Source organism: Chryseobacterium pyrolae (assembly GCF_025153485.1).
GTDB lineage: Bacteria > Bacteroidota > Bacteroidia > Flavobacteriales > Weeksellaceae > Chryseobacterium > Chryseobacterium antibioticum.
The window spans coordinates 43,369-69,532 of sequence record NZ_JANZQH010000005.1 but is presented as its reverse complement, the minus strand read 5'-3'; the positions used below and the strand labels follow the sequence as shown (position 1 = coordinate 69,532).

Genomic DNA, 26,164 nt, shown 5'->3' with positions numbered 1-26,164 from the left:
TTTAAAATTTTACATTTTGGACAGTTCATCGAGTCTCTTCCTGTCTTTTGGAGACAAGTCGCTGATCCCGTTTTTGCCCATCTTACTCAAAAGTCTGTCGATTTCTTTTTCTCTCTCGCGTTTATCAGAATTAAACTGATCATCGATGGTGTAGTTTCTGTGCTGATCAGGAAAGAATCTGTTTTTGATCCAGACTCTGTTGACAAACACTAAAACGGCAACCACGATGATGCCTAAAATTAATACTCCGCTCATGGGTATACATTAAAAATTAGGTTTATAAAGTATTCACGAATACCATATAAACCCAATATTATTTTTACAAACCTTACGGCTTATTTCTGCATATTTTTCGCTTCAATGCTTAACGTAGCATGAGGAACAGCTAATAATCTTTCTTTAGGAATCAGCTTTCCTGTTACTCTGCAAACACCGTAGGTTTTATTCTCAATTCTGATCAAAGCATTTTTAAGATCACGAACGAATTTTTCCTGGCGTCCTGCCAAAATAGAGTTTTGTTCCTTGCTTAACGTTTCTGCTCCTTCTTCAAATGCTTTGAATGTTGGGGAAGTATCATCTGTACCATTATTCTGGTCGTTGATGAAGCTTTCTCTGATCAATTGCAAATCCCTTTCTGCTTTTTCTATTTTTTCTTTAATGATCGCTTTAAACTCTTGTAAATCAGAATCATTATATCTTACTCTTTCGTCTGACATGTTCTTTTCTCTTTTTTAATAAAATTATGAAATGGAATTTAAAAAACAATAACTATATGTTAATTTTTTTCAACATTTATCTTAAAATTAACCTCATCTATTTCGATTTCGTTAAAATTTGAAAGTGAAGATACAATTTCTATTTTATTTGACAAGACCTCAGATGAAATATATTCCTCATTTTTCCTAACATCTTCAAGGAATGGTGAGTTTTCTTCAATAGAGATTTTTATTCTGTCTGTCAGTTCAAAGTCCTTCTCTTTTCGCAGATTCTGAATTCTGTTGATGAATTCCCTTGCGATACCCTCAGATTTTAATTCTTCTGTTAACGTCAAATCTAATGCCACAGTTGTTTTTCCGTCGGAAGTTACGGTCCATCCCGGGATGTCTTTTGTAGAGATCTCTACATCATCGAGTGTGATCTCGTACCCCTGGATATCTATTTTCCCTTCTTTTTCAAGACTGGCGATCTGTTCTGTATTCAGATTGGCGATTTCTCCACCTACCGCTTTCATGTCTTTTCCTAATTTAGGACCCAACGCTTTGAAATTCGGTTTGATCTGTTTTACAATTAAATGAGAGGCTTCTTCAGCATTGATCAACTGAAGTTCTTTAACATTTACTTCCTGCTTGATCAGGTCTGCAACGGCTAAAATTTGCTCTTCTGTTTTAGCATCCAGAACCGGAACCAATACTTTCTGTAACGGCTGGCGAACTTTTACATTTTCTTTCTTTCTTAAAGAGAAAACCATACTGGTAATGTTCTGCGCCAAATGCGTTTTTTCTACCAGATCCTGATCGATCAGACTTTCGTCTGCCACAGGGAAATCCGTTAAATGTACAGATTCACAGTTTTCTTTTCCTGTTACTTTATTCAGATCCTGATACAATTGATCCATAAAGAACGGAGCAATAGGGGCGGATAATTTCGCCACTGTTTCAAGACACGTATATAAAGTCTGGTAAGCAGAGATTTTATCATCAGAATAATCTCCTTTCCAGAAACGTCTTCTGCATAATCTTACGTACCAGTTGCTCAGGTTATCATTCACAAATGTACTGATTGCTCTGGCTACTCTTGTCGGTTCGTAATCTTCGTAGAATGCTTTTACTTCTTTAATTAAAAGATTAAGCTCAGAAAGGATCCATCTGTCGATTTCAGGACGGTTTTCCACTTCTTTTTCTTTGTAATTGAATCCATCTACATTGGCATACAATGCAAAGAATGAATACGTATTATAAAGGGTTCCGAAGAACTTTCTTCTTACTTCGTCAATACCTTCGATGTCAAACTTCAGGTTTTCCCAAGGATTGGCATTGGAGATCATATACCATCTGGTAGCATCTGGCCCATAAACTGCTAATGTTTCAAATGGATCAACTCCATTTCCTTTGGATTTTGACATTTTTAGACCGTTCTTATCCAAAACAAGCCCGTTACTCATTACGTTTTTATAGGCAACTGAATCAAAAACTGCCGTTCCTATTGCGTGAAGTGTGTAGAACCAACCACGAGTCTGGTCAACCCCTTCTGCGATAAAATCTGCCGGGAACGCTTTATTGTTGTCAATTAATTCTTTATTCTCAAAAGGATAATGCAACTGAGCGTAAGGCATCGACCCTGAATCGAACCAAACGTCGATTAAGTCGCTTTCACGTTTCATTGGACTTCCTGAATCTGAAACTAAAATTATTTTGTCTACCACATTTTTATGAAGATCCACCAATTCATAGTTCTGCTCAGACATATTTCCGATCACAAAACCTTTGAACGGATTCTCTTTCATGAATCCTGCCTCTATAGATTTTTCTATTTCGTTGTATAATTCCTCTACAGATCCGATGATCTTTTCTTCTTTTAGATCTTCAGTTCTCCAGATTGGTAAAGGAACTCCCCAATATCTTGAACGGGAAAGATTCCAGTCGTTCACGTTTTCAATCCAGTTCGCAAAACGTCCTTCTCCCGTTGATTTAGGTTTCCAGTTAATTTCTTTGTTTAAATCTACCAATCTGTCTTTTACAGCAGTCATTTTGACAAACCATGAATCCAACGGATAGTATAATACAGGCTTGTCAGTTCTCCAGCAATGGGGGTAACTGTGAACGTATTTTTCTACTTTGAAAGCTTTATTTTCCGTTTTTAAAACGATCGCCAGTTCTACATCCCATGATTTCTCAGGAGCAGTTCCGTCATCGTAATATTCATTTTTGATATATTTTCCTGAAAATACTTCAGGTACTTTGTCTCCTTTGATAAATTTACCCTGTAAGTCTACAAGAGGAACCAGATTATCATTTCCGTCTTTTATCAACATGGGAGGAATACCTGCATCTTTTGCAACTCGGGCATCATCCGCACCAAATGTAGGAGCGATGTGAACAATACCAGTACCGTCCTCAGTGGTTACAAAATCTCCGATGATCACTCTGAAAGCTTTTTCAGGTGCCTCATCAGGTGTAAACCAAGGGATCAGCTGCTCGTATTGAGTTCCGGCTAATTTTTCTCCGGTAAATTCTTTGACCACTTTGAAAGGAATCACTTTGCTTTCTGCCGTATAACCCGCAAAATCTTCATCTGTTCCTTCCGTAAATTTCTTACCGAAGACTTTCGGCAAAAGAACTCTCGATAAAACAATCGTTATCGGTTCAAAGGTATATTGGTTGAATGTTTTAACTAATACATATTCAATATCTCTTCCTACAGCTAATGCTGTGTTGGATGGCAAGGTCCATGGAGTTGTCGTCCAGGCAAGAATGCTTACATCTCCTTCAACATCACTAAATAATTCAGAAGATTCTTTCTTTACTTTGAACTGAGCTACAACGGTAGTATCAGAAACATCATGATAAGTTCCCGGCATATTTAATTCCGCAGAAGAAAGTCCTGTTCCTGCTTTTGGAGAATAAGGCTGAATGGTGTACCCTTTGTACAATAATTCTTTACTGTACAATTGCTTCAGCAACCACCAAACCGTCTCCATATATTTTGACTTATACGTGATGTACGGATCTTCAAGATCTACCCAGTATCCGATCTTTTCCGTAAGGTCATTCCATACGTCTGTATATCGCATTACCGCTTCACGACAAGCTTTATTGTAGTCTTCAATAGAGATTTTTTTGCCAATATCCTCTTTAGTAATTCCTAATTCTTTTTCTACGCCCAGTTCTACAGGAAGTCCGTGTGTATCCCAACCCGCTTTACGGAAAACCTGTTTTCCGTTCTGAGTTTGATAACGACAGAAAATATCCTTTAATGCTCTGGCCATAACGTGGTGAATTCCGGGCATACCGTTTGCTGAAGGTGGTCCTTCATAAAAAACAAACTCGGCATTACCCTCGCGAATCTCAACACTTTTATTGAACGTTTTATTCTGTTTCCAAAATTCCGAGACATTCTCGGCTATGTCAATAAGGTTGAGGTTTTTGTATTCTTTAAATTGGCTCATTGTAAATATCTCAATATCGTTGATTAATTAAGTCTGCAAATTTACTAAATTTTGTCGGTTTATAATATATGTTTTATTTAGCTTATATCTATTAAAAAGTTCAATTTCAGAAATATAAACGAAGAAATAGGGCAGAAGTGAATGGTGAATGGTGAATAGGTCAATTTTATTCGCTGTTTTTATCAATTTTTCACAACCGTTTTATTCAATAGGAGCGGGTTTTAACCCGCTTTAAAAGATGAATTTTACACCTTGGCCTTAGCCACAAACTAAATAATAGAAGATTCTCCCTCTTCATTATTTAAAATGTTGTAAATTGAAGTGAATCCCCAAACCAAACAATGCATGAATATTTTTTGCAAACTTCTAGTGATTATTTTATTCATCAATGCTTTCACAATAAAAGCTCAGAAAAACTATCCGCAAAATTATTTCCGGAACCCTCTGAATATTCCGATGCAACTGGCCGCCAACTTTGGAGCTGTACGTTCCAATCATTTTCACATGGGATTGGATTTACGAACCAACAGCCAGGAAAATCTGTCGGTTCTTGCTGCAGCAGATGGTTATGTAAGCAGGATAAAAGTGGAGCGATATGGCTTTGGAAATGCCGTGTACATTACCCATCCGAATGGGTATACCACTTTGTATGCCCATCTCAATAAATATTATGACAAACTGGATGAATACGTTAAAGAAAGACAGTATAAAGATGAAAAGTGGGAGCAGGATATCACTTTCTCTCCCGGACAGTTTCCTATATCCAAAGGACAGCTCATCGCATTAAGTGGCAATACAGGAGGCTCAGCAGGGCCACATTTACATTTTGAGATAAGAGATACAAAAACGGAAGAATGTATCAACCCTTTGCTTTTCGGATTTAATATTCCGGATAGTATTGCACCAATTATTAGTGGGCTTTACTGGTATGATCGCCGTTTCAGTACATATGAACCCGGAGCCAACGGAATTGCTGTTAAAAAGACAGGAAGTACATACACCACTGATATAGTTCAGGTCAGTTCACCAGAGATCAGTTTGGCAATTAAAGCTGTGGATAAGGCCGACCAGGGATTTAATATTGGGATTTATCATGCAGAATTACGGATGGATGATCAGGTGATTTATAGCTTTTCCATTGATAAAGTGAGTTATGATGATACTCGTTATATCAATGGCTGTATAGACTATCCTAAGTTTATAAAAGATAAAATGAGCATCCAGCACTTATCTTCTTTGCCGGGAATGAAATTGAAAAATTACAGTCTGCCTGATTTAAACGGAATTATTAATCTTAAGGACGAAAATGTTCACACGATTGAAATTGTTTTACAAGATGTCAATGGAAATACAAGCCGACTGAAAACAAAAGTTAAGTTCAGTAAAACTTCAGATCAGATTTTTCCGACCACTAAAATGGTAAAGGCTAATGAAGGAAAAACGGTCACTACTGAAAATGCAGAGATCAATTTCAGTAAGGCTGCCGTTTATGATGCCGTGAATTTTCAAATGTCTGAAAAATCAAATACCAATGCTGATGGAGTTTCAAATACGATTGTTTTGCAGTCTCCCTATATCCCCGTTCATGATTATTATACTTTAAAAATAAGACCTAACCGGAAGCTCACCAATGAAGAAAAAGGAAAAGTGGTTGTTCTTTTAGATTATGGAAGTGACACCAATGTCGTCCAAGGAAAATGGAATGGTGACAGGATGGAGTCAGAATTTAACAGATTAGGCACTGCAATACTTCTGCTGGATCAGAGTGTGCCATCTGTTTCTCCAGGCTGGAAGGAGGGAGCACTGATCAACAGCAGTACTTTAAGATTGAGTGGAAAAACTAAAATTGGGGATGTCATATCATTCCATGCAGAACTGGATGGAAAATGGCTTCGTTTTGCCCGTATGAAAGATGGTTTTGTCTATGTTTTTGATGAAAAATGTCCCAAAGCTTCAGGTTTGCATACTTTAAAGGTTACAACCATCAATACGGCTGGAAATACAAATACACAAACATTTACCTTTCAACGTTAAGATTATTGAGGGCTCAAATTTTTTAATTTTTTAATCATTCAATCTTTTAATTTTAATTAAATAAATTTGTTCCTTAAAATCAACATCATTGGAATTCTATCCGGCTATCGAAAAATCAGACCTTCAGGATATCAAAAAGTTTCAGGAACATAAGCTTCGGGAACTTGTGGTTTATCTTGAAAACAATTCACCTTTTTACCAGAAATTGTTTAAAGAAAACAATATCGATATTACTGATATCCAAACTCTGGAAGATCTGCAGAAAATCCCTACTACCTCAAAGAATGATCTGCAGCAGCATAATGACGATTTTTTCTGTATCCCACCGGATAAAATTGTAGACTATAGCACGACTTCAGGAACCTTAGGTGATCCGGTAACTTTCGGACTCTCTGATAGTGATCTTGAAAGATTGGCCTACAATGAAGCAATTTCCTTTGTTTGTGCAGGAATCCGGAAAGGAGATGTTGTACAGATGGTCACTACGATCGACAAAAGATTTATGGCAGGTCTGGCTTACTTTCTGGGATTGAGAAAAATGGGCGCCAGTGTGGTAAGGATGGGCCCTGGTGTTCCGGAGTTGCAATGGGATTCTATCTTCAGATACAAACCCAAATACCTGATCACAGTTCCGTCTTTCCTTTTGAAAATGATCGATTATGCCGAAAAACATGGAGTAGATTATAAAAATTCCAGTGTTTATGGAGCGGTATGCATCGGTGAGAGTATCAAAAACCAGGATTTTACGGACAATATTCTTTCGCAGAAAATCAAAGAAAAATGGGATATTAAATTATTCTCAACCTACGCTTCTACAGAAATGAGCACAGCGTTCACGGAATGTGAGTTTCAGATCGGAGGGCATCATCATCCGGAACTGATTATCACGGAAATTTTGGATGATAACGAAAATCCAGTTGAAGAAGGAGAAAATGGTGAGCTGACAATCACGACTTTAGGGGTTGAGGCAATTCCTTTGCTTCGTTTCAAAACAGGAGATATTGTAAAAGCGCATCACGAACCATGTGGCTGCGGCAGAAATACCATGAGGCTCGGCCCTGTTGTCGGAAGAAAGCAGCAGATGATCAAATACAAAGGAACTACGCTGTATCCGCCTGCTATGAACGATATTTTAAATGATTTCAATACTATTTTATGCTATCAGATCGTTATTCAGTCTAATGAGATCGGGTTGGACGAAATTATCATCAGATTAAGCACAGAGCAGGATCATGAAACCTTTGTGAATGAAGTGCGTGACCACTTCCGCGCCAAGCTGAGGGTAAGTCCTAAAATTGAAATCGTAGATTTTGATATTTTATCGAAAACTGTTTTTAATCCCAATAGCAGAAAACCGATTACGTTTATAGATTTGAGATAACTTCTCACTACAAAGAAAAATAAAAGGGCAGTCTAGGAGAATTGCTTTTTAATGATATATTTGAAAACTTAAATTTTAGAAAATTATAAATCATGAAAAAATTATTTTTGCTATTGTTTATGGCATTGGCAACGACAACTTTTGCACAAAGTAAGATCAATGTTGTCTCAGGAAATTTTCTTGCCTTAAAAGATCAGACTGAAGTAAATGTAGACCTGAAGTTTGAAAATGTATTATTTATGAAAGAAAATATTACAGAATCTCAATATCTTGAAAATAGGAAAAAACAAGTTCTGGAAAATCCTAAAAGAGGAGAAGAAGCATGGAAGAAATGGATTGACGAGTGGGAACAGTATAAAAAAGAGAATTATGCAGATTATTTGATAAAAGGATTAAACAAATCATATAAAAATATTTCATTTAAAAAGGACGATTCTGCGAAATATACCTTGTTGCTGGAAACAAAATGGATCTTTCCTGGCTGGCACGCAGGACTTACTGCAATGTCTGCGGAAATAAACGGTAAAATAAAGTTGGTGGAAACAGGTAATCCTTCAGTTGTTTTAGCTGAAATAGAACTTAATAAATTTGATAAATTTGTGAATAATAAAGAGTTCGTAATGGAGTATGGTCGAATTGCCGCGGGTTATGAATCTGTTGGAAGATATGTAGGAAAAGAAATAAAGAAAGCTTTAAAATAAAACAAAAAACGGTCTGAATGTTCAGACCGTTTTTTTATGATTGTTCTTGCTGCTGCTGTCTTTCAAGCTTAATAAGATTTGCAAGGTTTTTAATAGCTGTATCATGCTTTCTCACAAAAGGATTGTCTTTATTCCAGACATATCCTGCGAGTACAGCACAGATTTTTCTCTTGACATCTTCATTTTCAGGTCTGTGGAAGAAAAGTTCCTGAAGATTTCCCGTGTACCATTCTTTTACATAGGTCGTGAAAACATCTACACCATAAAGGATATAATCTGCATACTCTTTCTGCCAGTCGATTTTCTCGCCATTAAGCTGTCTTAAAGCCAGTTTCGCGGCAAGCATCCCAGATTCCGTGGCAAAGGCCATTCCCGATGAGAAAACCGGATCAAGGAATTCAGACGCATTTCCCGTAAGGGCATATCCTTCTCCAAATAGCTGCTTCACCGAACATGAATAATCTTTCAGATGTCTTGGCTCAAAAAGGAAATCTACATTTCCAAAACGTTTTACATAATAATCAGAAAGAGAAATCGCTTTTCTTAAAGCTTCTGCGGGATCACCATTTTCAGACAGCTGATCAATATATTCCGTAGGTCCTACAATTCCTATACTCGTATTTCCATTAGAAAAAGGAATAACCCAAAGCCAGACCTCCGTTTCAATAATATCAAAAGAAATCAAAGTTCCTTCCTCGCCTTCTTCCCTGTTAATATCTTCTACGTGGGCAAAAATAGCAGAATGGGGAGAAAGTTTTGAAGGCTTTTCAAGATCAAGAAGTCGTGGCAGTACTCTTCCATAGCCACTTGAATCTATGACAAATTTAGAGTGAATTTCTTTAGTCTCGCCGTCCTTGGTTTTTACCGTAGTGATAGAGTCTGTTCCATTGAATTGGATATCAATAACTTCGGTCTCGAATTCCAGGTCAATGCCTTTTTTGATCACTTCCTGGGCCAGAGTATCATCAAAATCAGCTCTCGGAACCTGCCAGGTCCAGTCCCAGCCTTCCCCGAACTTGTCACTAAAATCAAAAATGCAAACTTCATTGCCTCTTAAAAAACGGGCTCCCAGCTTTTTTTCAAAGCCCATTTTATCTAAAGCAGGAAAAAGTCCGGCTTCGTCAAAATGATCCATTACTCTGGGAATTAAGCTTTCACCAACAACCAGCCTTGGAAATTTTGTCTTTTCAACAACTTTTACGTTGATATTGTTCTTCTTTAAGTATGAAGAAGATACGCATCCGGAAGGCCCAGCCCCGATTACGAGAACATCAACAAATTCTTTGCCCATCTTGATTTTTTATTTTAATAATAACTTCTATCTTTGCCGCAAAATTAGTGACAATTAATTAATATTTTACAAAATTAGCAACTATTACTTTTAATTGATGAAAATAAATAACTTTTTAGAACTGAAGGATTTTCAAAAAATTATCATTGAGAATGAAAAAATTGAACTGGACGAATCACTTTTAGACAGAGTGGAAACAAGTTTTCAGTTTTTAAAGGAATTTTCAAAAAACAAAGTAATATATGGTGTGAATACCGGTTTTGGGCCAATGGCTCAGTTTAAAATCAGTGATGAAGATACACACCAGCTTCAGTACAATCTGATCAGAAGCCATTCTTCAGGAATCGGAAATCCATTGCCTGCCCAGGAAGTAAAAGCCTGTATGCTGGCAAGACTCAACACACTTTCATTGGGGAACTCAGGTGTTCACCAATCTGTTGTTCATTTGCTTAAAGAATTGATCAACAGAGATATTACACCATTGATATTCGAACACGGAGGCGTAGGAGCAAGTGGAGATTTAGTACAGCTAGCACACCTTGCTTTGGTTTTAATAGGAGAAGGAGAAGTTTTTTATAAAGGCGAAAGAAAACTGACAAAAGATGTTTTTGAAACAGAAGGATTAGAACCTATCAAAGTAGAGATCCGTGAAGGACTTGCTTTGATGAATGGAACTTCCGTGATGTCCGGAATAGGAATTGTCAATGCCTATAAAGCCAATCAGTTAACAGATATTTCGATCAGACTTTCATGCGCCATCAATGAGATTGTTCAGGCTTATGATGATCACCTTTCAGCAGCTTTGAACGGCACGAAAAAACATTACGGCCAGCAGAAAGTAGCAGAAAGAATGCGTACGCATTTGGCAGATAGTAAACTGATCAGAAAAAGAGAAGACCACCTTTATACACACTTTGAAGAGCAGGAAAAAGTATTTAAGGAAAAAGTTCAGGAATATTATTCTTTACGATGTGTTCCACAGATTTTAGGTCCTGTTTTAGATACTTTGGAATATACTGAAAATGTCCTTGAAAATGAGATCAATTCAGCGAATGATAACCCGATCATCAATGTAGAGGATAAGCACGTATACCATGGCGGAAATTTCCACGGAGATTATATTTCGCTGGAAATGGACAAATTAAAGATCGTCGTTACCAAGCTTACGATGCTTGCTGAAAGACAGTTGAACTACCTTTTGAATGCAAAGATCAACGAAATTTTGCCGCCTTTTGTAAATTTAGGTAAATTAGGCTTCAATTTCGGGATGCAGGGCGTTCAGTTTACGGCAACATCTACAACGGCAGAAAGTCAGATGCTTTCAAATCCTATGTATGTACACAGTATACCTAATAATAATGATAATCAGGATATTGTAAGCATGGGAACCAATGCAGCAGTAATCTGCAGAAAGGTCATCGAGAATGCTTTTGAAGTATTGGCGATAGAAGCCATTACGATTATTCAGGCTGTGGAATATCTTGGTTTTCAGGATAAAGTTTCGTCTTCTACTAAAGAATTGTATGACGATATAAGAAAGATCATTCCTGCTTTCTCAGACGATATGGTGATGTATCCGTATCTGGAGGAGGTGAAAAAATATTTAAAGGCAATGTAATGATCAACGGTAATGAATTGTCATATCCATAGGGATTAAAAAAACTAAAACTAACTAAACACTAACACATGAAATGTGCAATTGTCACAGGCGGCTCCAGGGGAATTGGAAGAGCGGTCTGTATAAAACTGGCGGAGGAAAAAAATTACCATATACTCATCAACTACGCTTCAAACGAAGTGGCAGCAAAAGAAACTTTGGCTAAAGTACAGGAACTGGGTGCTACAGGAGAGATCCTGAAATTTGATGTAGCCAGTGCCGAAGAAAGCCTTAATGTTTTGACGCAATGGCAGGATAACAATCCTGACGCAATAGTTGAGGTGATCGTAAACAACGCCGGGATCACAAGAGACGGATTATTCATGTGGATGCAGAGTGAGGATTGGAACAGTGTCATCAATACCAGCCTGAATGGCTTTTTCAATGTAACCAACTTCTTTATCCAGAAACTTTTGCGTAATAAATACGGAAGAATAATCAATATGGTTTCTGTTTCCGGAGTAAAAGGAACAGCAGGACAAACCAATTATTCTGCTGCAAAAGGAGCTTTGGTAGGGGCTACAAAAGCCCTGGCACAAGAAGTTGCCAAGAGAAATATTACGGTAAACGCAGTGGCTCCCGGATTTATCAGAACAGATATGACCCAGGACTTTAACGAAGATGAGCTTAAAGCGATGATCCCGGCCAACAGATTTGGAGAAGCGGAAGAAGTCGCGGATCTGGTCGCGTTTTTAGCATCCAGAAAAGCATCCTATATTACCGGGGAAATTGTGAACATCAACGGAGGAATCTACTCTTAAATAATAAAAAAATAATGTAACAATATAACAATGTACCGGTGTAACAATAGTGCTGTGACCTCAATTAGATTGTTACATTGTTAAACTGATACATTGTTAAATTAATAGAACTCATGGAAAATAGGGTTGTAATTACCGGAATGGGAATTTATTCTTGCATCGGGACCTCTTTGGAAGAGGTCAGGGAATCCCTATATCAAGGAAAGTCCGGTATTGCTTTAGTACAGGAAAGAAAAGAATTCGGATTCAGGTCGGGCCTTACGGGTGTAGTACCTAAGCCGGATCTTAAGAATCTGCTTAACAGACGCCAGCGTGTAAGCATGGGCGAGGAAAGCGAATACGCTTACCTTGCGACCAGTGATGCGCTGAAACAGGCAGGGATAGACCAGGATTTCCTGGACAGCCATGAAGTAGGTATTCTATACGGAAACGACAGTGTTTCTCAGGCAGTGGTAGAATCTATCGACATTGCCAGAGAAAAGAAAGATACCACATTGATGGGGTCGGGAGCGATCTTTAAATCAATGAATTCTACAGTAACAATGAACCTTTCAACGATTTTTAAATTGAAAGGCATCAATCTTACCATCAGTGCAGCCTGTGCCAGCGGCTCACATTCTTTAGGACTTGCCTATATGATGATCAGTAATGGTTTTCAGGACATGATCATTTGCGGGGGAGCTCAGGAAACCAATAAATATTCAATGGCAAGTTTTGACGGGCTGGGAGTTTTCTCCGTAAGAGAAGATGAACCCACAAAAGCGTCAAGGCCTTTTGATTCCGGCAGAGATGGATTAATCCCAAGCGGAGGAGCGGCGAGTCTTGTGGTAGAAAGTTTAGAATCTGCGCAGAGAAGAGGAGCAACCATTCTTGCAGAGATTGTAGGCTACGGTTTCTCTTCAAACGGGGGACATATTTCAACACCGAATGTGGACGGTCCGGCTCTGGCTATGCAGAGAGCTTTGAAACAGTCTGGATTAAAAGTGGAAGATATCGACTATATCAATGCTCATGCGACATCTACACCGATTGGGGATGCCAATGAAGCCAAAGCGATCTATGAGATTTTCGGAAGTGAAATTCCGGTAAGTTCTACCAAGTCCATGACCGGCCATGAATGCTGGATGGCGGGAGCAAGTGAGGTCGTCTACTCAATTCTGATGATGCAGAACAATTTCGTTGCCCCCAATATCAATTTGGAAAACCCTGACGATGAGGCGAAAAGGATAAATTTGATCTCAAAAACGAAAACTCAAAAAATTGACGTATTTTTGTCAAATTCTTTCGGATTTGGGGGAACCAACTCCGCATTAATAGTTAAAAAATTTGATTAAAAACATGGAAAGGGAAAAAATTGTTGACATCGTTAATGATTTCTTAGTAAACGAATTCGAGGTAGATGGCGATGAGATCAGTAATGATGCCAACCTGAAAAAAACGCTTGGGCTGGACAGCCTGGATTATATTGATATGGTAGTTGTTATCGAATCTAATTTTGGAGTGAAATTAGGAGAGGCAGATTTTAAACAAATGGTTACATTTGATGATTTCTATACAACTATTGAAAATAAAATTGCTGCAAAAAACGCATAACTATCGATTGAATATTTATTCTTTTTAATAATGTAACAATAAAACAATGTACCAGTGTAACAATAAGTTCAGCCGAAATATTGTTACACTGGTACACTGATAAATTGGTAAACTGTAGGTATGAACAAGTGGAAAGGTAAATCTAAAGGAACCATTGCAGGATATAAAATATTCGTTTGGTGTATTAGAAATATCGGCATCCGGAGTTCATATGTCGTTCTCTATTTCGTTGCTTCCTATTATTTTTTATTTCTAAAAAAAAGCAACCGCTACATTTCCTATTATTTTCAAAAAAGACTTGATTACGGATACTGGAAATCAAAAATCAGTATATTCAAAAGCTATTTTACTTTTGGAAAGGTTTTGATTGATAAAACAGCTATCTCTGCAGGTTTAAGAGAAAAATATACCTACGAATTTGATGGGGTAGAAAATCTTAAGAATCTTTTGGCTGAAAAAAAAGGAGGGGTTCTCATTAGTGCCCACATCGGGAATTTTGAAATTGCAGAACATTTCTTTGCTGATATCGATTTCGACTGTCAGATCAATCTGGTTACTACAGATCAGGAGGTGACGGTCATTAAAGAATATCTGGAAAGCGTTGCCGTAAAACAGAGTAATATCAAATTCATCTATGTCAAAGATGATATGTCACATATTTTCGAGATCAATCAGGCTTTATCGAATAATGAACTGATCTGCTTTACAGGAGATCGTTATTTCGAAGGTTCAAAATATCTCGAAGCCGACTTGCTGGGAAAAAGTGCTAAATTTCCTGCCGGTCCGTTTCTGATCGCTTCACGTCTCGGCGTTCCCGTGGTATATGTGTATGTGATGAAAGAAAAAAATCTTCATTATCACTTATATGCAAGGGTGGCAAAAAATATTAAAAACCGTGATTCTCAGGGACTTCTCAATTCTTACGTAGAGAACCTGGAATCAATGATCAGAAAATATCCCCTTCAATGGTTCAATTATTTCGATTTTTGGGATGATATTGATTAATTTTTCTAATTTTATCCCTGAAAACTAATCAATAAACTCAAATCATTAAATAAATTCAGAAATTAGATAGTTCAAATCTTTATCTAGGTTTAGGATCATTTATAAATCCCTGAATTTCTTGATTTTTTGAATTAAAAACACACAGCTTTTCTCCTATTGAAAAAAGAATACGACATACTTGTGATCGGCAGTGGATTGGGAGGTCTTGTTTCGGCTCTAATTTTGGCGAAAGAAGGTCTGAAAGTCTGTGTCCTGGAGAAAAATAACCAATATGGCGGAAATCTCCAGACCTTTTCGCGGGATAAGCTCATCTTTGATACCGGAGTCCATTACCTGGGAGGCCTTTCAAAAGGACAGAATCTTCACCGGTTCTTTTCCTATCTTGAGATTATGGATGAACTGGAGCTTCACAAGATGAATGAGGACGGCTATGACAGGATCTCGTTTGGTAATGAAAGCATAGATTATCCCCATGCTCAAGGCTATGAAAACTTTGTGGAACAGCTCATTGCCCATTTTCCCAACGAAAAACAAAACCTGGAAAACTATTGCGAAGAAATCCAGTATGTCTGTGCACAGTTTCCGAGATATCAGGTAGTAGGGAAAGACAGCTATAATGAAGAGATCCTTCACCTCAATACCAAGAGATTCCTCGAGTCTGTTACTCAGGATAAAAAATTGCAGGCAGTATTGCTCGGATCCAATTTTTTGTATGGCGGAGATTCTGAAAATATACCGTTCTATGTTCATGCACTTACCGTCAATTCATATATTCAAAGTGCCTATAAATGCGTGAAAGGCGGAAGTCAGATTACAAAACTCCTGATTAAAAAGCTTCGTCAGTATGGAGCAGAAGTACACAAACATTCCGAAGTTTCCGAATTTATTTTTAATGATAACAATGCGCTGTCTTCCGTGAAAACCAGAACCGGAAAAGAATATGTAGCGAAAAAGTTTATTTCAAATATAGAAATCCGTTCTGCCATGAAACTGATCGGCGAGGAACGGCTGAGAAAATCCTTTTCCAACAGAGTAATGAGCTGGGAACCTGTTTCGTCATGTTTCAGTGTTTATCTGGTTTTAAAACCTGAGACTTTCCCTAACTTCAATTATAATATATACCACTATTCATCGGAAGAAATGGTCTGGAATGCCTTCCGGTACAACAAAGAAAACTGGCCGGAAACCTATATGCTTTCCTCTACACCCTCCAAACATCATCCCGACTATGCGGAAAGCCTTACCGCGATCTCTTATATGGATTTTGAGGAGGTGAAATCCTGGCAGGAAACGGTAAACACCGTGGCAGAAGAGTACGAAAGAGGCTTGAGATACGAGCGGTTTAAACTGGAAAAAGCGGAGAAGATGATTACCGCACTAGAAAAGAAAATCCCTAACCTCAGACATTCCATAAAAAGTATTTATACTTCATCACCGCTGTCTTACAGGGATTATATTGGCAGTTTTGAAGGAAATATGTACGGTTACATGAAAAATTCAGATAACCCTCTTAAAACGATGGTTTCGCCGCGGACAAAGACAGACAACCTCTTTCTTACCGGGCAATCCGTCAACATGCATGGAATTCTGGGCGTAACGATAGGTGCATTCAATACCTGTGCAGAAATTCTCGGAAAAGAACTTATAGATGATCGCCTGAAACAAATGATTAAGACTCATGAAAAAAAATAACTGGCTAGCGGCTGCATTTTGGGGAATTCAGGTTTTCCTTATCCTTTCCCTTCTTTCGTGCGGTGTCTCAAAATCGGTCAAACATATCCCAGACATCAGTGCTTATACGCTGGATACGCCAAAGGTCAATACGATCAATGATTCTACATTCAGTTTTAATCAGAATTATTTAACCAAAAATAAACAGCAGCTCTGGGAACTTTATGTCAGGGGAAATCCCTTGCAGCTTGGATATAATAATGGAGCATTAACTCAAAAACTCATGCAGCAGCAGGAAGAAATCTTCTTTTCCAAAGTAGAAGGTTTTGTTCCGTCAAAATTTAAACAGAAACTCCTCAGAGGATTCTTGAAATGGTACAACAGGAAAATGTACCTGAATGTAAGAGAAGATTATCAGGCTGAACTCTACGGGTTGTCCCGGTATTCTTCTGAAAAATATGATTTTATTGCGCCGAAATACCTTCGGAACTTATACCTTCACGGAGCCCACGACATTGGTCATGCCATGCAGGATCTGGCCATGGTAGGCTGCACCTCACTTGCCGTTTGGAATGAAAATACCGAAGACGGAGAATTGTTGATCGGGAGAAATTTTGATTTTTATGTGGGAGATGATTTTGCTAAAAATAAACTGATTGAATTTGTAGAACCCGATACCGGAATTCCATACATGTCCGTCAGCTGGCCGGGAATGATCGGCGTGGTTTCGGGTATGAATAAAGAAGGGATCACCGTAACAATTAACGCAGGGAAATCTAAAATTCCTCTGACGGCGAAGACCCCCATCTCTCTTGTGACACGGGAAATTCTTCAGTATGCGAAAAATATTGAGGAAGCGATAGCCATTGCTAAAAAAAGAAAAGTTTTCGTCTCCGAATCTATTCTGGTAGGAAGCGCTCACGATAAAAATGCAGTAATCATTGAGGTTTCCCCTGAAAATTTTGGTGTTTACAAAGTTGGAAATACAAGCAAAGTTTTCTGTACCAATCATTTCCAGTCGGAAGCTTATAAAGACGATAAAAGAAACCAAAAACATATCATAGAAAGCCATTCCGAATACCGCTACGAAAAGCTTCAGGAACTCCTTCAGGAAAAGAAAAAACTGAATCCTGAAAAGATGGCCGCCATTTTAAGGGATAGATCCGGTTTAAAAGACCAGAAGATCGGTTACGGAAATGAAAAAGCAATCAATCAACTTCTGGCGCATCATGCTGTTATATTTTCACCTGAAAAAAAACTGGTCTGGGTTTCTTCAAATCCTTATCAGCTGGGAGAATTTGTCTGTTATGACCTTAATGAGATCTTTTCGGGTAAAAAGGCAGCTGAAAGCTTACAGGCAAAAACAGCCCTGAATATTGCCAGAGATCCCTTTGCAGATTCTGAAGATTTTGAAAATTATCAGGTATCTAAAATAATGGGCGAAGATCTAAGTGATGCCACAGATGATAAAGACGTAGCACTAACGGATGACTTTATTCCCAATTATCAATCCATGAACCCGGATTTTTGGTGGGTATACTATCAGGCCGGAAAATATTATTTTAGTAAGCATGAGTTTTCAAAAGCCAAAGCTGAATTTGAAAAAGCCCTTACCAAGGAAATTACTACAGTTCCGGACCGACAAAATGTAGAAAAATACCTCAAGAAGACCTTAAAAAAATTAAAATGATCCCCAAACATATAAAACTGCTCTTTTGTATTCCTTTTATCATCATCCTAGGGTACACAGCCTACCTGCTTACCAGATATGATTCTATTCCTGACATTATCCCTATTCACGGCTATGGAGGAAAAAATGACGGATTTGGGAGTAAGTTATTTCTTTTTGCACCCATTGCATTGAATCTTGCTATTTTGACCTTCATCTGGATGACGATCAGAAAACCGGACAAGATCAAATTTACTTTTGACGTGAAAGAAGAAGATAAAGAGAAAACCTATTATCAGTACCAGTTGGTGTTGATCATTCTTGCGATATTTGTCACCTTGATTATGAGTCCGTTATCTTTTTTGGATGTTGTCTTTAAATAATTTTAAATGGTATCCATCACTGAATCATTTATTTATAAACGGCTCCGGGACACCCTCTCCTAAAGATTATGAAATCAAAGGAAATGTAGACGGAGAATTCTTAAATGATCTTATCCAATTTATTCTGAAGTAGAATTTAATTTAGAAATCATTCAATAAGTTGAGCATTTTATACGCAAAATGCTCTTTTTGTTTCTTATGAAATAAATCTTTTAAAGGTTCATGTGTCAATAATGTAACATTTTGTTATTTTTACTACTAACTAGGGAAGTAAATTAAATCAAAGTAAAAAATATGAAAAGAATTCGACTAAGTGTTAAGTTTTTATTGCTTTGTTCTTTCTTCAGTTTTAGTGTTCTTTCTGCCCAAAAACACGAGCAGGTGATCAAAGACTATGTTAATTCTGAAAAGACCTTTCAAAGAATAAATCCCGAACTGAAAGCATTTACCATCGTGAATGTTGACCCTTCAAAAAGTTTAAATGGAGATATTGTAGGAATACAGCAAACGATTAATGGTATTCCGGTTTTTGGAAGTTCAGCCAATGTTTTGGTGAGGGAAGATAAAGTACTGAGCTTTGCAGATACCTTTATTAAAACCTACCCTTCCAGCGTAAAAGGTAAGCAGACTGCACAGAAAGATGCATTGGTATCACAGGCTGCAAAACAATTGAACGGACTGACGACTGTCAAAAACAGTGAAGGAAAAGAAGAACCTATAAAAACGAAGCTGGTTTATTTTGCAAAAAGCGGAGAACTTATCCTTGGATATTTATTCAACGTAGAAGAGAAGGGAACCGGCAATCTTTGGAGTTTAGTGATCAGCACAGAGGATGGATCAGTTTTATACCGTGAAAATCTTACCCTTTCATGTAATTTTCATGATGGTAGCCACGAACACCTTCCTGCCGGATTGTCACAACCGGAAAACAATATTCAACCTTCAATGCTTCCGGCTGGTATACATTCTGAAGCTCATAAGCTTAACAAGAATTTTGTTTTGGCTCCCGACAACGCTTCTTATAATATCTTGCCATTTCCTGTAGAAGCACCTTCTTTTGGAAGCAGATCCCTGCTGAACAATCCGTGGGATATAACCGCTTCTCCTGAAGGATGGCATTCTGATGGAACCAATCATTATACGAACACCAGAGGAAATAATGCGTACGCATACACCGACGAAAACAATACCAATACAGTTCAGTTTTCTGCTGATGGCGGAGCTGCAAGAGCTTTTGATTTTCCAATGGATGTGACATTGCCTCCACAGAACTATACTTCTGCGGCGGTAACCAATTTATTTTATGTCAACAATAAAATGCATGACGTATTTTATAAATTAGGATTCACGGAAACGGCAAGAAACTTTCAAACCAACAACTTCGGGATAGGAGGTACAGGAAATGATGCTGTTTTAGCGGAAGCCAGAGATGGAGGAGCATATAATAATGCGAACTTCCAGGCACCTGCAGACGGATCTGCACCTAGAATGCAGATGTACTTATTTGAGCCTACGCAGATGCAGAATCTATTCTACAATTCACCATCAATTTATACGGGGAGAGTGCCAATAAGTAAGACGGCACAGTTTGGCCCAGCGCTTGAAGGAAATGCTCCTGTAACTGGAAATTTGGCACTTTCTGTACCTGCAGATGCATGTACGGCTGTTGCAGCAGGAAGCTTAACGGGTAAAATAGCGGTAGTAACTGCGGCAACTTGTGGTTTTGCTGTTAAAACCAAAAACCTGCAGAATGCCGGTGCTATAGGAGTTGTACAATATCATCCAAACAGTGATACACCAATACCTTTAGGAGGTACAGATGCTACCATCACAATACCGACGATTATGATCGGAAAAACGGAAGGACAGTTTTTAACGGCTGAAATTACTAATGGTGCAACTATTAACGCAACTTTAAAATATGATAAAGCGAATTACGTTTATAAAGACGGAAGCTTAGACAATGGGGTTATGGCACACGAATACGGACATGGAATCACCAACCGTATGACGGGTACTGGAAACAACTGTTTAAATTACGGTACTTCCAATGAGCAGATGGGAGAAGGATGGTCTGATTTCTTTGCCTTAATGTTGACCAACAAGCCCGGAGACAACGCTTCTGTTCCCAGAGGGATGGCTACCTTTACAGCCAACCAACCTACAGATGGACCAGGGATAAGACCAGCGAAATATTCTCCTGATTTTGTAGTTAATAATTATACCTATGCAAGAACTAATGGTATGAAAGTTAACGATAATGTAAGACTAACTAATGGTACCGTAATTCCGGTTACCAGAGCAGACGTTCATAGTATCGGATTTGTATGGGCAACGATGCTTTGGGATCTTAACTGGAAATACGTAGAGAAATACGGCTATAACAGCAATGTATTGGCTAATCCTAACAGTGGAAGTGCAAGAGTACTTCAATTGGTAGTTGATGCCCTTAAACTACAGCAGTGTAACCCAAGCTTTATACAGGGAAGAGACGCTATCTTAGCTGCCGACATGGCAAAAACCAATGGAGCAGATAAATGTCTGATCTGGAAAGTATTTGCGAAAAGAGGTTTAGGGGTCAATGCCGCGCCTGGAGGACTGGTTGGAATATGGCAGAATTATAATCAGCCTGCTCCGGACTTAAGCGACCAGGTGGAAAACTTCGATGTTCCTGCTGAATGTAATGCATTGGCAGTGAATGAAGCTTCTGCTAATTCCAAAGGAATATCTATCTATCCAAATCCGGTGAAAACAGAGTTTACGATAAAAACTCCTTCAGGAATGGAACTTTCAGGAATCACTACCGTTTCAATTTATGATTTTACAGGGAAATTGGTTTCTTCAGAGAAAATCAACCTTAACAAGCAAACAACAGTGAGCGTGAATACTTTATTGAACGGAGCTTATATGGTGACTATCAAGGGTAGCGCGATTGACTACAGCCAGAAAATCATTGTTTCAAAATAAGAGTATAATAATAACAGTATAAAGAGGAAAGTCCTGGAGCTCAGCTTCGGGGCTTTTTGTTTTAGGGTCAAAGTAGCAAGGGATGAAATACTGAAAGTTTAAAGGAAAATCTGATAAAACAGTATTTAAAAGAGAATTGTAGCTCTTCTTTTCGATCTCAATGACTTCCTTCCTCCCGCTTCCATCTTCAGGCTGCCTAGCCTACTCATTCTCAGGATTCAGTTTATTCAGAAAAAGAAATGTTGTGATTCCGCAAATAGCAGACATAGAGGTCGCCAAAATAGCACTTCCGATTACATATTGAAGAAGATTATTCTTGATCAGTTCAAAATTAAGCTCACTGCCTAAAATATTACTGTCACCCTGTACAAAAGGGGATCCTAAAAATAGAGAAGCCGCAATAACAAAAGGAATCAGGGGTGGGAGACTCACGTTGGAGGCTACAAAAGCCAAAACTTTATTCAGCTTAAAAAGAACCGCCAGCGAGATCACAAGAACCGTATGAAAACCCCAGAAAGGAGAAAACCCGATAAACACACCAAGGGCGATAGAAAATGCCTTTGTACGGTTGCTACCGTCACTTTCAAGAACATCCTCTTTGATGAATCTTTTAAAGCTTTTTTTTTTGAAATTATTCACGAAATTTCGCGGAATAATGTAAAGTAGGGTGATCGTCACTAAAATAGTATTCAGAATACTAATCCGTGTAAAATCTTTGAAGGGTCTGAAATGAGAAACCCTTTCCGCAGGATCATATAAAACCTTGATTGGGACATTCTTTACAGGAACGTGCTTCCAGGCTGTCCGTACAATGATCTCGATTTCAAATTCAAATTTCGGAGTAAAATATTTCTTTGGAATTTTCAGCAATGGGTATAATCTGTAGCCGGATTGGGTGTCTTCCAGCTTGATTCCCGTCTCGAACCAGAACCAAAAATTAGAAAACCTGTTCCCAAAGCTGCTCTTTTTTGGAATTCCGTCCTGTGACATATTCCGGTTTCCAATCAGAAGAACATCGTGTTTTTCCTGAAGAAGCGCTTCTACGAACACGGGAATATCATCCGGATAATGCTGTCCATCCGAATCAATGGTGATGGCATAGTGGTATCCCAGGTCTTTTGCCTTTCTGAAACCGATTTTCAGCCCGTTTCCTTTGCCTTTGTTCTCAGGCAGGGAGATCACAGTGATTTGAGGATATTGAGCTAATAAGGATACGGTAGAATCTGTAGAACCATCATTGACCGCAATAATATTTTCGGTGTAATCCAGAACACCGTCTATGACTCTTTTCAGAGTTTTTTCATTGTTGTAAGTAGGTATTAAAATGCAGATTTTCTTTTCATGAATTGCATTTTGTACTTCAGGAAGGGTCATTGTTTTATTTTATAGTGGCTCTTTCCGCGTCTGTAAAGGATTTAGACTGCATCGCAAACTTTTTCACGTAGCTTTTCAGGGTGGAGTTTTGCTTCCCATAATTATTGATAAGGAATGCTTTATCGTCTTTCATGCTGCCTCTGTAACCTACTATTTTAGGAATGTTTTCCTGAACGCTCAGTCTGATCACGCGCAGTTCTATGTTATTAGGATTGCTTTTGATAATGCTTTCAAGGCTTGTTGCACCGGTTTTTACAAGGGCTTTTCTGTTTTTCTTGGCAATTTTCGCTTCCATGATCTGTGCTGCGGCTTTGTAGCCTGTGGTTACGGCATCAGAACCGGATTGTTTTTCTGCAAGATTGATGAATGCTTGCGTGTTTTCATTGGACTGGTTAGCCTTTGCATAGCTGTTTCTTAAAGACTCAAGGTCTGTCTGGAAGAAAAAGATAAAAGCCGTTATGAGAGATAGGAAAAGTTTCATGAATTTATTTTTTATAGCTTACAGACATTTTTAATGCAATAGTCTCGCCAAAAGAAGTGATATTTTTTACTTTAACATCTTCTTCATTTTCAGTAACATCCAGTTGAAGTTTCAGATCCGGTGTTTCGAAAGGATTGATGATAGCCATGAATTTTACGTTCGAAGCAGTTTTTAAAAATAATTTTGATCCGGTAAATTCTTCTGTCAGTTCTTTTACGATCTGCATCATACAAACTCCTGGTGTTACCGGATTACCCGGAAAATGACCTTTAAAAATATCATGGTCTTTATTCAAATGAATAGAAGCGGTATAACTTCCGTTTTCTGCTTTTTCATAAGATTCTAAAGTGTAAAAGTCTGTAAGAATGGTTTGCATAAAATTATTTTTTCATGTTAAAGGTATAATAAAGTCCTGTCTGGAAAACTACATTAGCGTGTTTACCCTGATAATTATTGATTGTGTGAAGAAAGCCATGCTTTATTCTCGCCTCAACACCCAGGTTTTTTGTGATATCATATCCTGCACCGACTGTAACTCCCAAATCGAAATCGTAAGAAGAATTGAAATCCTTTTCTACTACAACGTCAACGGTAGGTCCTACCAATACATTAAACCCTTTAAAATAGAATTTATTTACCAGCTGCGTTCCAAAATAGGATATTTTATACTCGTCCCGGTCATACCTTCCGAGGCTTTCCACCTTTGCTCCCTGTCTGGAATAATTAAATTCAGGCTGTAAAGCATAAAACTTGGTCAGCCTTATATTTCCAAAAACACCAATATAGAAGTCAGTCCGGTTTTTAAATTTATAAGAAGCCTGTATTTCCTCATAACTGTGGGTGTCCTCATGATAATAAAGATATTCCTGATATCCATCTCCCTGGGTGAAGTGTGAAAAATTGGCTCCCCCTCTTACTCCCAGGCTAAAAGTTACCTGTGCATAAGAAAAACAACAGCAAAATATAAAAAGAGCGAAGTAGATTTTTTTCATGAATGATTTATTCAGTTTCGGTTATTTGAAATAGTTTTATATTGATCTTAAAATCCTTATGTTGCAGGTTTAAGCTATCCGCGAAGATATGTTTTTTTGCCTCAAAACTGAAATCGATTTTCTCCTTATTGTTTTTCGTGTAAATGATGTTCTTCAGCAGGCCGTTTTCCTTGTTGAAAAACAGATAGTAAGCTCTGTTGTCGGCTTTGGACAGATAAATTTTAGAACGGTCGTTTTCAAAAGATTCACTTACCGGAAATTGTCTCTTCAGCAGCTCCCGAAAGTCATTTCTTAAAAAATTGATGACGATCTTTTTATCAAGATCCGGAAGAACATAATTCAGTTTAAAATCATCCTGAGAAATCTCGAAATCAATCAATTTATTTCCAAAATCTGAAGTCATGGCCACGCGATGAGTCGTTTCATTCAGCTTTTTGATGATCAGAATACCGCTTACATGGTTTTTATAAATATCCATCTGACATTTATATACATAATCTTCACCGGAAGAAAAATATAAATTTTCAACCGTTTTCTCAGAACTCTGAACAGGTTTTGCCTCTGTAAGTTGGTAGCTTTTACAGGAAGCCAACAGCAGAAGAACCAGGCTATAGGCTAAACTCTGAAGCTGCAATCGCTGCATTGATCTTGGTATTTTTGAAAACAATATTGGTGGTGTCTCCTGAAGCTTCCGTCATATTCACCTGTGAAACCGTAGACTGATTTTTCGGGAAGTGAAGTTCGATCTGTTTAATGTATTTCAGCAGTTGGGCAGATTTCGGGATGAATTTGGCCACATTGAAGTTCCCGTTTTTGTAATAGGATACGGTAAACTCAGGATCGCTGAACATTTTTCCGTTTGAACTTCCTACGATTAGCTTATTGATCTTCTCAAACGTTTTGCTTTTTGCATCTACAGACGATTTTTTCCCCTGATCGTTGATGAAAATCTTACTGTCTTTAAAAACAATGGAGTACTGGTAAGGTTTGGTGTACCTCCAGCTCAGCATATTGGGTGATTTCAATGACATTTTGCCATAGGTAACGATATTCTTATCCAGAAAGTCCATCTTTTTGGTCTGGGTAAAATCGCTCTGAAGCGTTTTGATCTCCTGGGTTTCAGAAGATACTTTCGTGACAAATGCTTTAGCTTCCGCCCCGGACATCGCTGTCATTTGTGCAGAAATGAAACCGGAAATTAATAAAAATGCTCCGAAAGCAATATTTTTAATCATTTTTCTTTGATTTTTGTAATTGAATCGACGGTATAGGTCGAATATTTTTTATGCTTCAAAAATAACAATAAATCGGCCAATACGTTATATGTCTTTTCAGAGGTGTCGTGAAGGAGAACGATACTTCCTTTTCTCAGGCTTTGGGTGACTTTCTTGTAAATTTTCTTTTCATCGTCTGTAACCGTATCCAGTGAACGGACATTCCAGCCGATGCTCGTTTTTTGTGTTCTTTTAATAGCTTTAGCGATACTTGGATTGGTAACACCAAAAGGAGGTCGGTATACATCTGTTTTGATATCACCAACTTTGGCCATTATTTCATCACATTTCTCAATTTCCTCAGTCATTTTTGAAACGGATAGAAATCCGGTATTGTTGGAATGGGAAAACGTGTGATTCCCGATAGTATGGCCTTCAGCGATTATTCTTTGGAAAGTTTCAGGATACTTCTCGATCTGTTTTCCGATGCAGAAAAAAGTAGCTTTTACCTGGTTTTCTTTCAGCAGATCTAAAAAGCGGGGTGTAAACTCAGTTGGTCCATCATCAAAAGTCAATGCCACTTCATCGATTTTTGTTCTTTTATGGGTAATGCTGTTCACAAAATAACCCAGCGTAATGTCAAATGATCCCCAGATCACTACGAAAGAAAAGGCCAGAAAACCAGCCAGATAAACCCACAAGCTTCCATGGAACGCATAAATAAAAACGTTGCAGAAAAGATAAAATAGAATAAATGGATAATGTTTCATCTTCTGTTATTTAGAATTGTACTTATTTCGGTTCCTGTAGTAGACAGATACGTCC

General features: G+C 38.1%; 23 protein-coding genes. 12 read left to right on the top strand and 11 right to left on the bottom strand.

Annotated features, from left to right (window positions below; genetic code table 11):
* Window positions 1–9 precede the first annotated feature (9 nt).
* The 3 genes from NZD88_RS11850 to ileS all read right to left on the bottom strand — a co-directional run bounded on the left by NZD88_RS11850 (window position 10) and on the right by ileS (window position 4,165).
* Window positions 10–255: a DUF6576 domain-containing protein gene (locus NZD88_RS11850; protein ID WP_259829347.1), complete on the bottom strand. Its 246-nt coding sequence runs from the start codon at window positions 253–255 to the stop codon at window positions 10–12.
* Window positions 256–335: 80 nt separating this feature from the next.
* On the bottom strand, window positions 336–716 hold the full coding sequence (locus NZD88_RS11845) for a TraR/DksA family transcriptional regulator (protein ID WP_066754506.1): 381 nt from the start codon (window positions 714–716) through the stop codon (window positions 336–338).
* 59 nt (window positions 717–775) lie between these two features.
* Window positions 776–4,165: an isoleucine--tRNA ligase gene (gene ileS, locus NZD88_RS11840; protein WP_259829341.1), complete on the bottom strand. Its 3,390-nt coding sequence runs from the start codon at window positions 4,163–4,165 to the stop codon at window positions 776–778.
* Window positions 4,166–4,510: 345 nt separating this feature from the next.
* Between ileS and NZD88_RS11835 the strand changes: the two genes are divergently transcribed.
* The 3 genes from NZD88_RS11835 to NZD88_RS11825 all read left to right on the top strand — a co-directional run bounded on the left by NZD88_RS11835 (window position 4,511) and on the right by NZD88_RS11825 (window position 8,281).
* Window positions 4,511–6,199 carry a M23 family metallopeptidase gene (locus tag NZD88_RS11835; RefSeq protein WP_279324422.1) on the top strand — a complete coding sequence of 563 codons (1,689 nt, stop codon included), beginning with the start codon at window positions 4,511–4,513 and terminating at the stop codon, window positions 6,197–6,199.
* A gap of 88 nt (window positions 6,200–6,287) precedes the next feature.
* Window positions 6,288–7,580 carry a flexirubin biosynthesis putative acyl-CoA ligase FlxY gene (flxY, locus tag NZD88_RS11830; protein ID WP_259829339.1) on the top strand — a complete coding sequence of 431 codons (1,293 nt, stop codon included), beginning with the start codon at window positions 6,288–6,290 and terminating at the stop codon, window positions 7,578–7,580.
* A gap of 92 nt (window positions 7,581–7,672) precedes the next feature.
* A complete protein-coding gene (locus NZD88_RS11825; RefSeq protein WP_259829338.1) occupies window positions 7,673–8,281 on the top strand; it encodes a hypothetical protein in 609 nt (202 codons plus the stop codon).
* Between the two features lie 34 nt (window positions 8,282–8,315).
* Here the strand turns inward: NZD88_RS11825 and NZD88_RS11820 are convergent, their stop codons facing one another.
* Window positions 8,316–9,572, bottom strand: a complete 1,257-nt coding sequence (locus NZD88_RS11820; RefSeq protein ID WP_169234085.1) for an NAD(P)/FAD-dependent oxidoreductase — start codon at window positions 9,570–9,572, stop codon at window positions 8,316–8,318.
* A gap of 97 nt (window positions 9,573–9,669) precedes the next feature.
* On the opposite strand from NZD88_RS11820, the gene flxA reads away from it, so the two are divergent.
* The 9 genes from flxA to NZD88_RS11775 all read left to right on the top strand — a co-directional run bounded on the left by flxA (window position 9,670) and on the right by NZD88_RS11775 (window position 21,278).
* Window positions 9,670–11,190: a flexirubin biosynthesis tyrosine ammonia-lyase FlxA gene (gene flxA, locus NZD88_RS11815; protein ID WP_259829335.1), complete on the top strand. Its 1,521-nt coding sequence runs from the start codon at window positions 9,670–9,672 to the stop codon at window positions 11,188–11,190.
* Between the two features lie 68 nt (window positions 11,191–11,258).
* Window positions 11,259–11,990, top strand: a complete 732-nt coding sequence (gene flxB, locus NZD88_RS11810) for a flexirubin biosynthesis SDR family reductase FlxB (protein WP_169234083.1) — start codon at window positions 11,259–11,261, stop codon at window positions 11,988–11,990.
* Window positions 11,991–12,103: 113 nt separating this feature from the next.
* On the top strand, window positions 12,104–13,324 hold the full coding sequence (locus NZD88_RS11805; protein WP_259829333.1) for a beta-ketoacyl-[acyl-carrier-protein] synthase family protein: 1,221 nt from the start codon (window positions 12,104–12,106) through the stop codon (window positions 13,322–13,324).
* A 4-nt stretch (window positions 13,325–13,328) separates the two neighbouring features.
* A complete protein-coding gene (locus NZD88_RS11800) occupies window positions 13,329–13,583 on the top strand; it encodes an acyl carrier protein (protein ID WP_034701488.1) in 255 nt (84 codons plus the stop codon).
* Between the two features lie 120 nt (window positions 13,584–13,703).
* A complete protein-coding gene (locus tag NZD88_RS11795; RefSeq protein WP_259829331.1) occupies window positions 13,704–14,588 on the top strand; it encodes an LpxL/LpxP family acyltransferase in 885 nt (294 codons plus the stop codon).
* Between the two features lie 156 nt (window positions 14,589–14,744).
* Window positions 14,745–16,280: a phytoene desaturase family protein gene (locus tag NZD88_RS11790; RefSeq protein ID WP_259829330.1), complete on the top strand. Its 1,536-nt coding sequence runs from the start codon at window positions 14,745–14,747 to the stop codon at window positions 16,278–16,280.
* Complete coding sequence (locus NZD88_RS11785) at window positions 16,267–17,949, top strand: C45 family autoproteolytic acyltransferase/hydrolase (RefSeq protein ID WP_259829328.1); 1,683 nt, start codon at window positions 16,267–16,269, stop codon at window positions 17,947–17,949. The genes NZD88_RS11790 and NZD88_RS11785 overlap by 14 nt, the downstream gene beginning before the upstream one ends.
* A complete protein-coding gene (locus tag NZD88_RS11780) occupies window positions 17,946–18,311 on the top strand; it encodes a DUF1648 domain-containing protein (protein ID WP_259829326.1) in 366 nt (121 codons plus the stop codon). Before NZD88_RS11785 ends, NZD88_RS11780 begins: the two co-directional genes overlap by 4 nt.
* 294 nt (window positions 18,312–18,605) lie before the next feature.
* A complete protein-coding gene (locus tag NZD88_RS11775) occupies window positions 18,606–21,278 on the top strand; it encodes a T9SS-dependent M36 family metallopeptidase (RefSeq protein WP_259829323.1) in 2,673 nt (890 codons plus the stop codon).
* Window positions 21,279–21,479: 201 nt separating this feature from the next.
* On the opposite strand, the gene NZD88_RS11770 is transcribed toward NZD88_RS11775, so the two are convergent.
* Genes NZD88_RS11770 through NZD88_RS11740 form a run of 7 tightly spaced genes read right to left on the bottom strand, consistent with a single transcriptional unit; the run spans window position 21,480 to window position 26,109 of the window.
* Window positions 21,480–22,652, bottom strand: coding sequence for a DUF2062 domain-containing protein (locus NZD88_RS11770; RefSeq protein ID WP_259829321.1), 1,173 nt, complete (start codon window positions 22,650–22,652; stop codon window positions 21,480–21,482).
* Between the two features lie 4 nt (window positions 22,653–22,656).
* Window positions 22,657–23,133, bottom strand: a complete 477-nt coding sequence (locus NZD88_RS11765) for a hypothetical protein (RefSeq protein WP_259829316.1) — start codon at window positions 23,131–23,133, stop codon at window positions 22,657–22,659.
* 4 nt (window positions 23,134–23,137) lie between these two features.
* Window positions 23,138–23,509 (bottom strand): ApeI family dehydratase, encoded by a 372-nt coding sequence (locus tag NZD88_RS11760; RefSeq protein WP_259829314.1) that lies wholly within the window; start codon window positions 23,507–23,509, stop codon window positions 23,138–23,140.
* A 4-nt stretch (window positions 23,510–23,513) separates the two neighbouring features.
* On the bottom strand, window positions 23,514–24,125 hold the full coding sequence (locus NZD88_RS11755; RefSeq protein ID WP_259829313.1) for a PorT family protein: 612 nt from the start codon (window positions 24,123–24,125) through the stop codon (window positions 23,514–23,516).
* Window positions 24,126–24,132: 7 nt separating this feature from the next.
* The gene (gene lolB2 / locus NZD88_RS11750; protein WP_259829312.1) at window positions 24,133–24,768 is read right to left on the bottom strand and encodes a flexirubin biosynthesis protein LolB2; all 636 of its coding nucleotides are present in this window, start codon (window positions 24,766–24,768) and stop codon (window positions 24,133–24,135) included.
* On the bottom strand, window positions 24,734–25,360 hold the full coding sequence (gene lolA2, locus NZD88_RS11745; protein ID WP_259829311.1) for a flexirubin biosynthesis/transport protein LolA2: 627 nt from the start codon (window positions 25,358–25,360) through the stop codon (window positions 24,734–24,736). The genes lolB2 and lolA2 overlap by 35 nt, the downstream gene beginning before the upstream one ends.
* On the bottom strand, window positions 25,357–26,109 hold the full coding sequence (locus tag NZD88_RS11740) for a polysaccharide deacetylase family protein (RefSeq protein WP_259829310.1): 753 nt from the start codon (window positions 26,107–26,109) through the stop codon (window positions 25,357–25,359). The genes lolA2 and NZD88_RS11740 overlap by 4 nt, the downstream gene beginning before the upstream one ends.
* Between the last annotated feature and the right edge of the window lie 55 nt (window positions 26,110–26,164).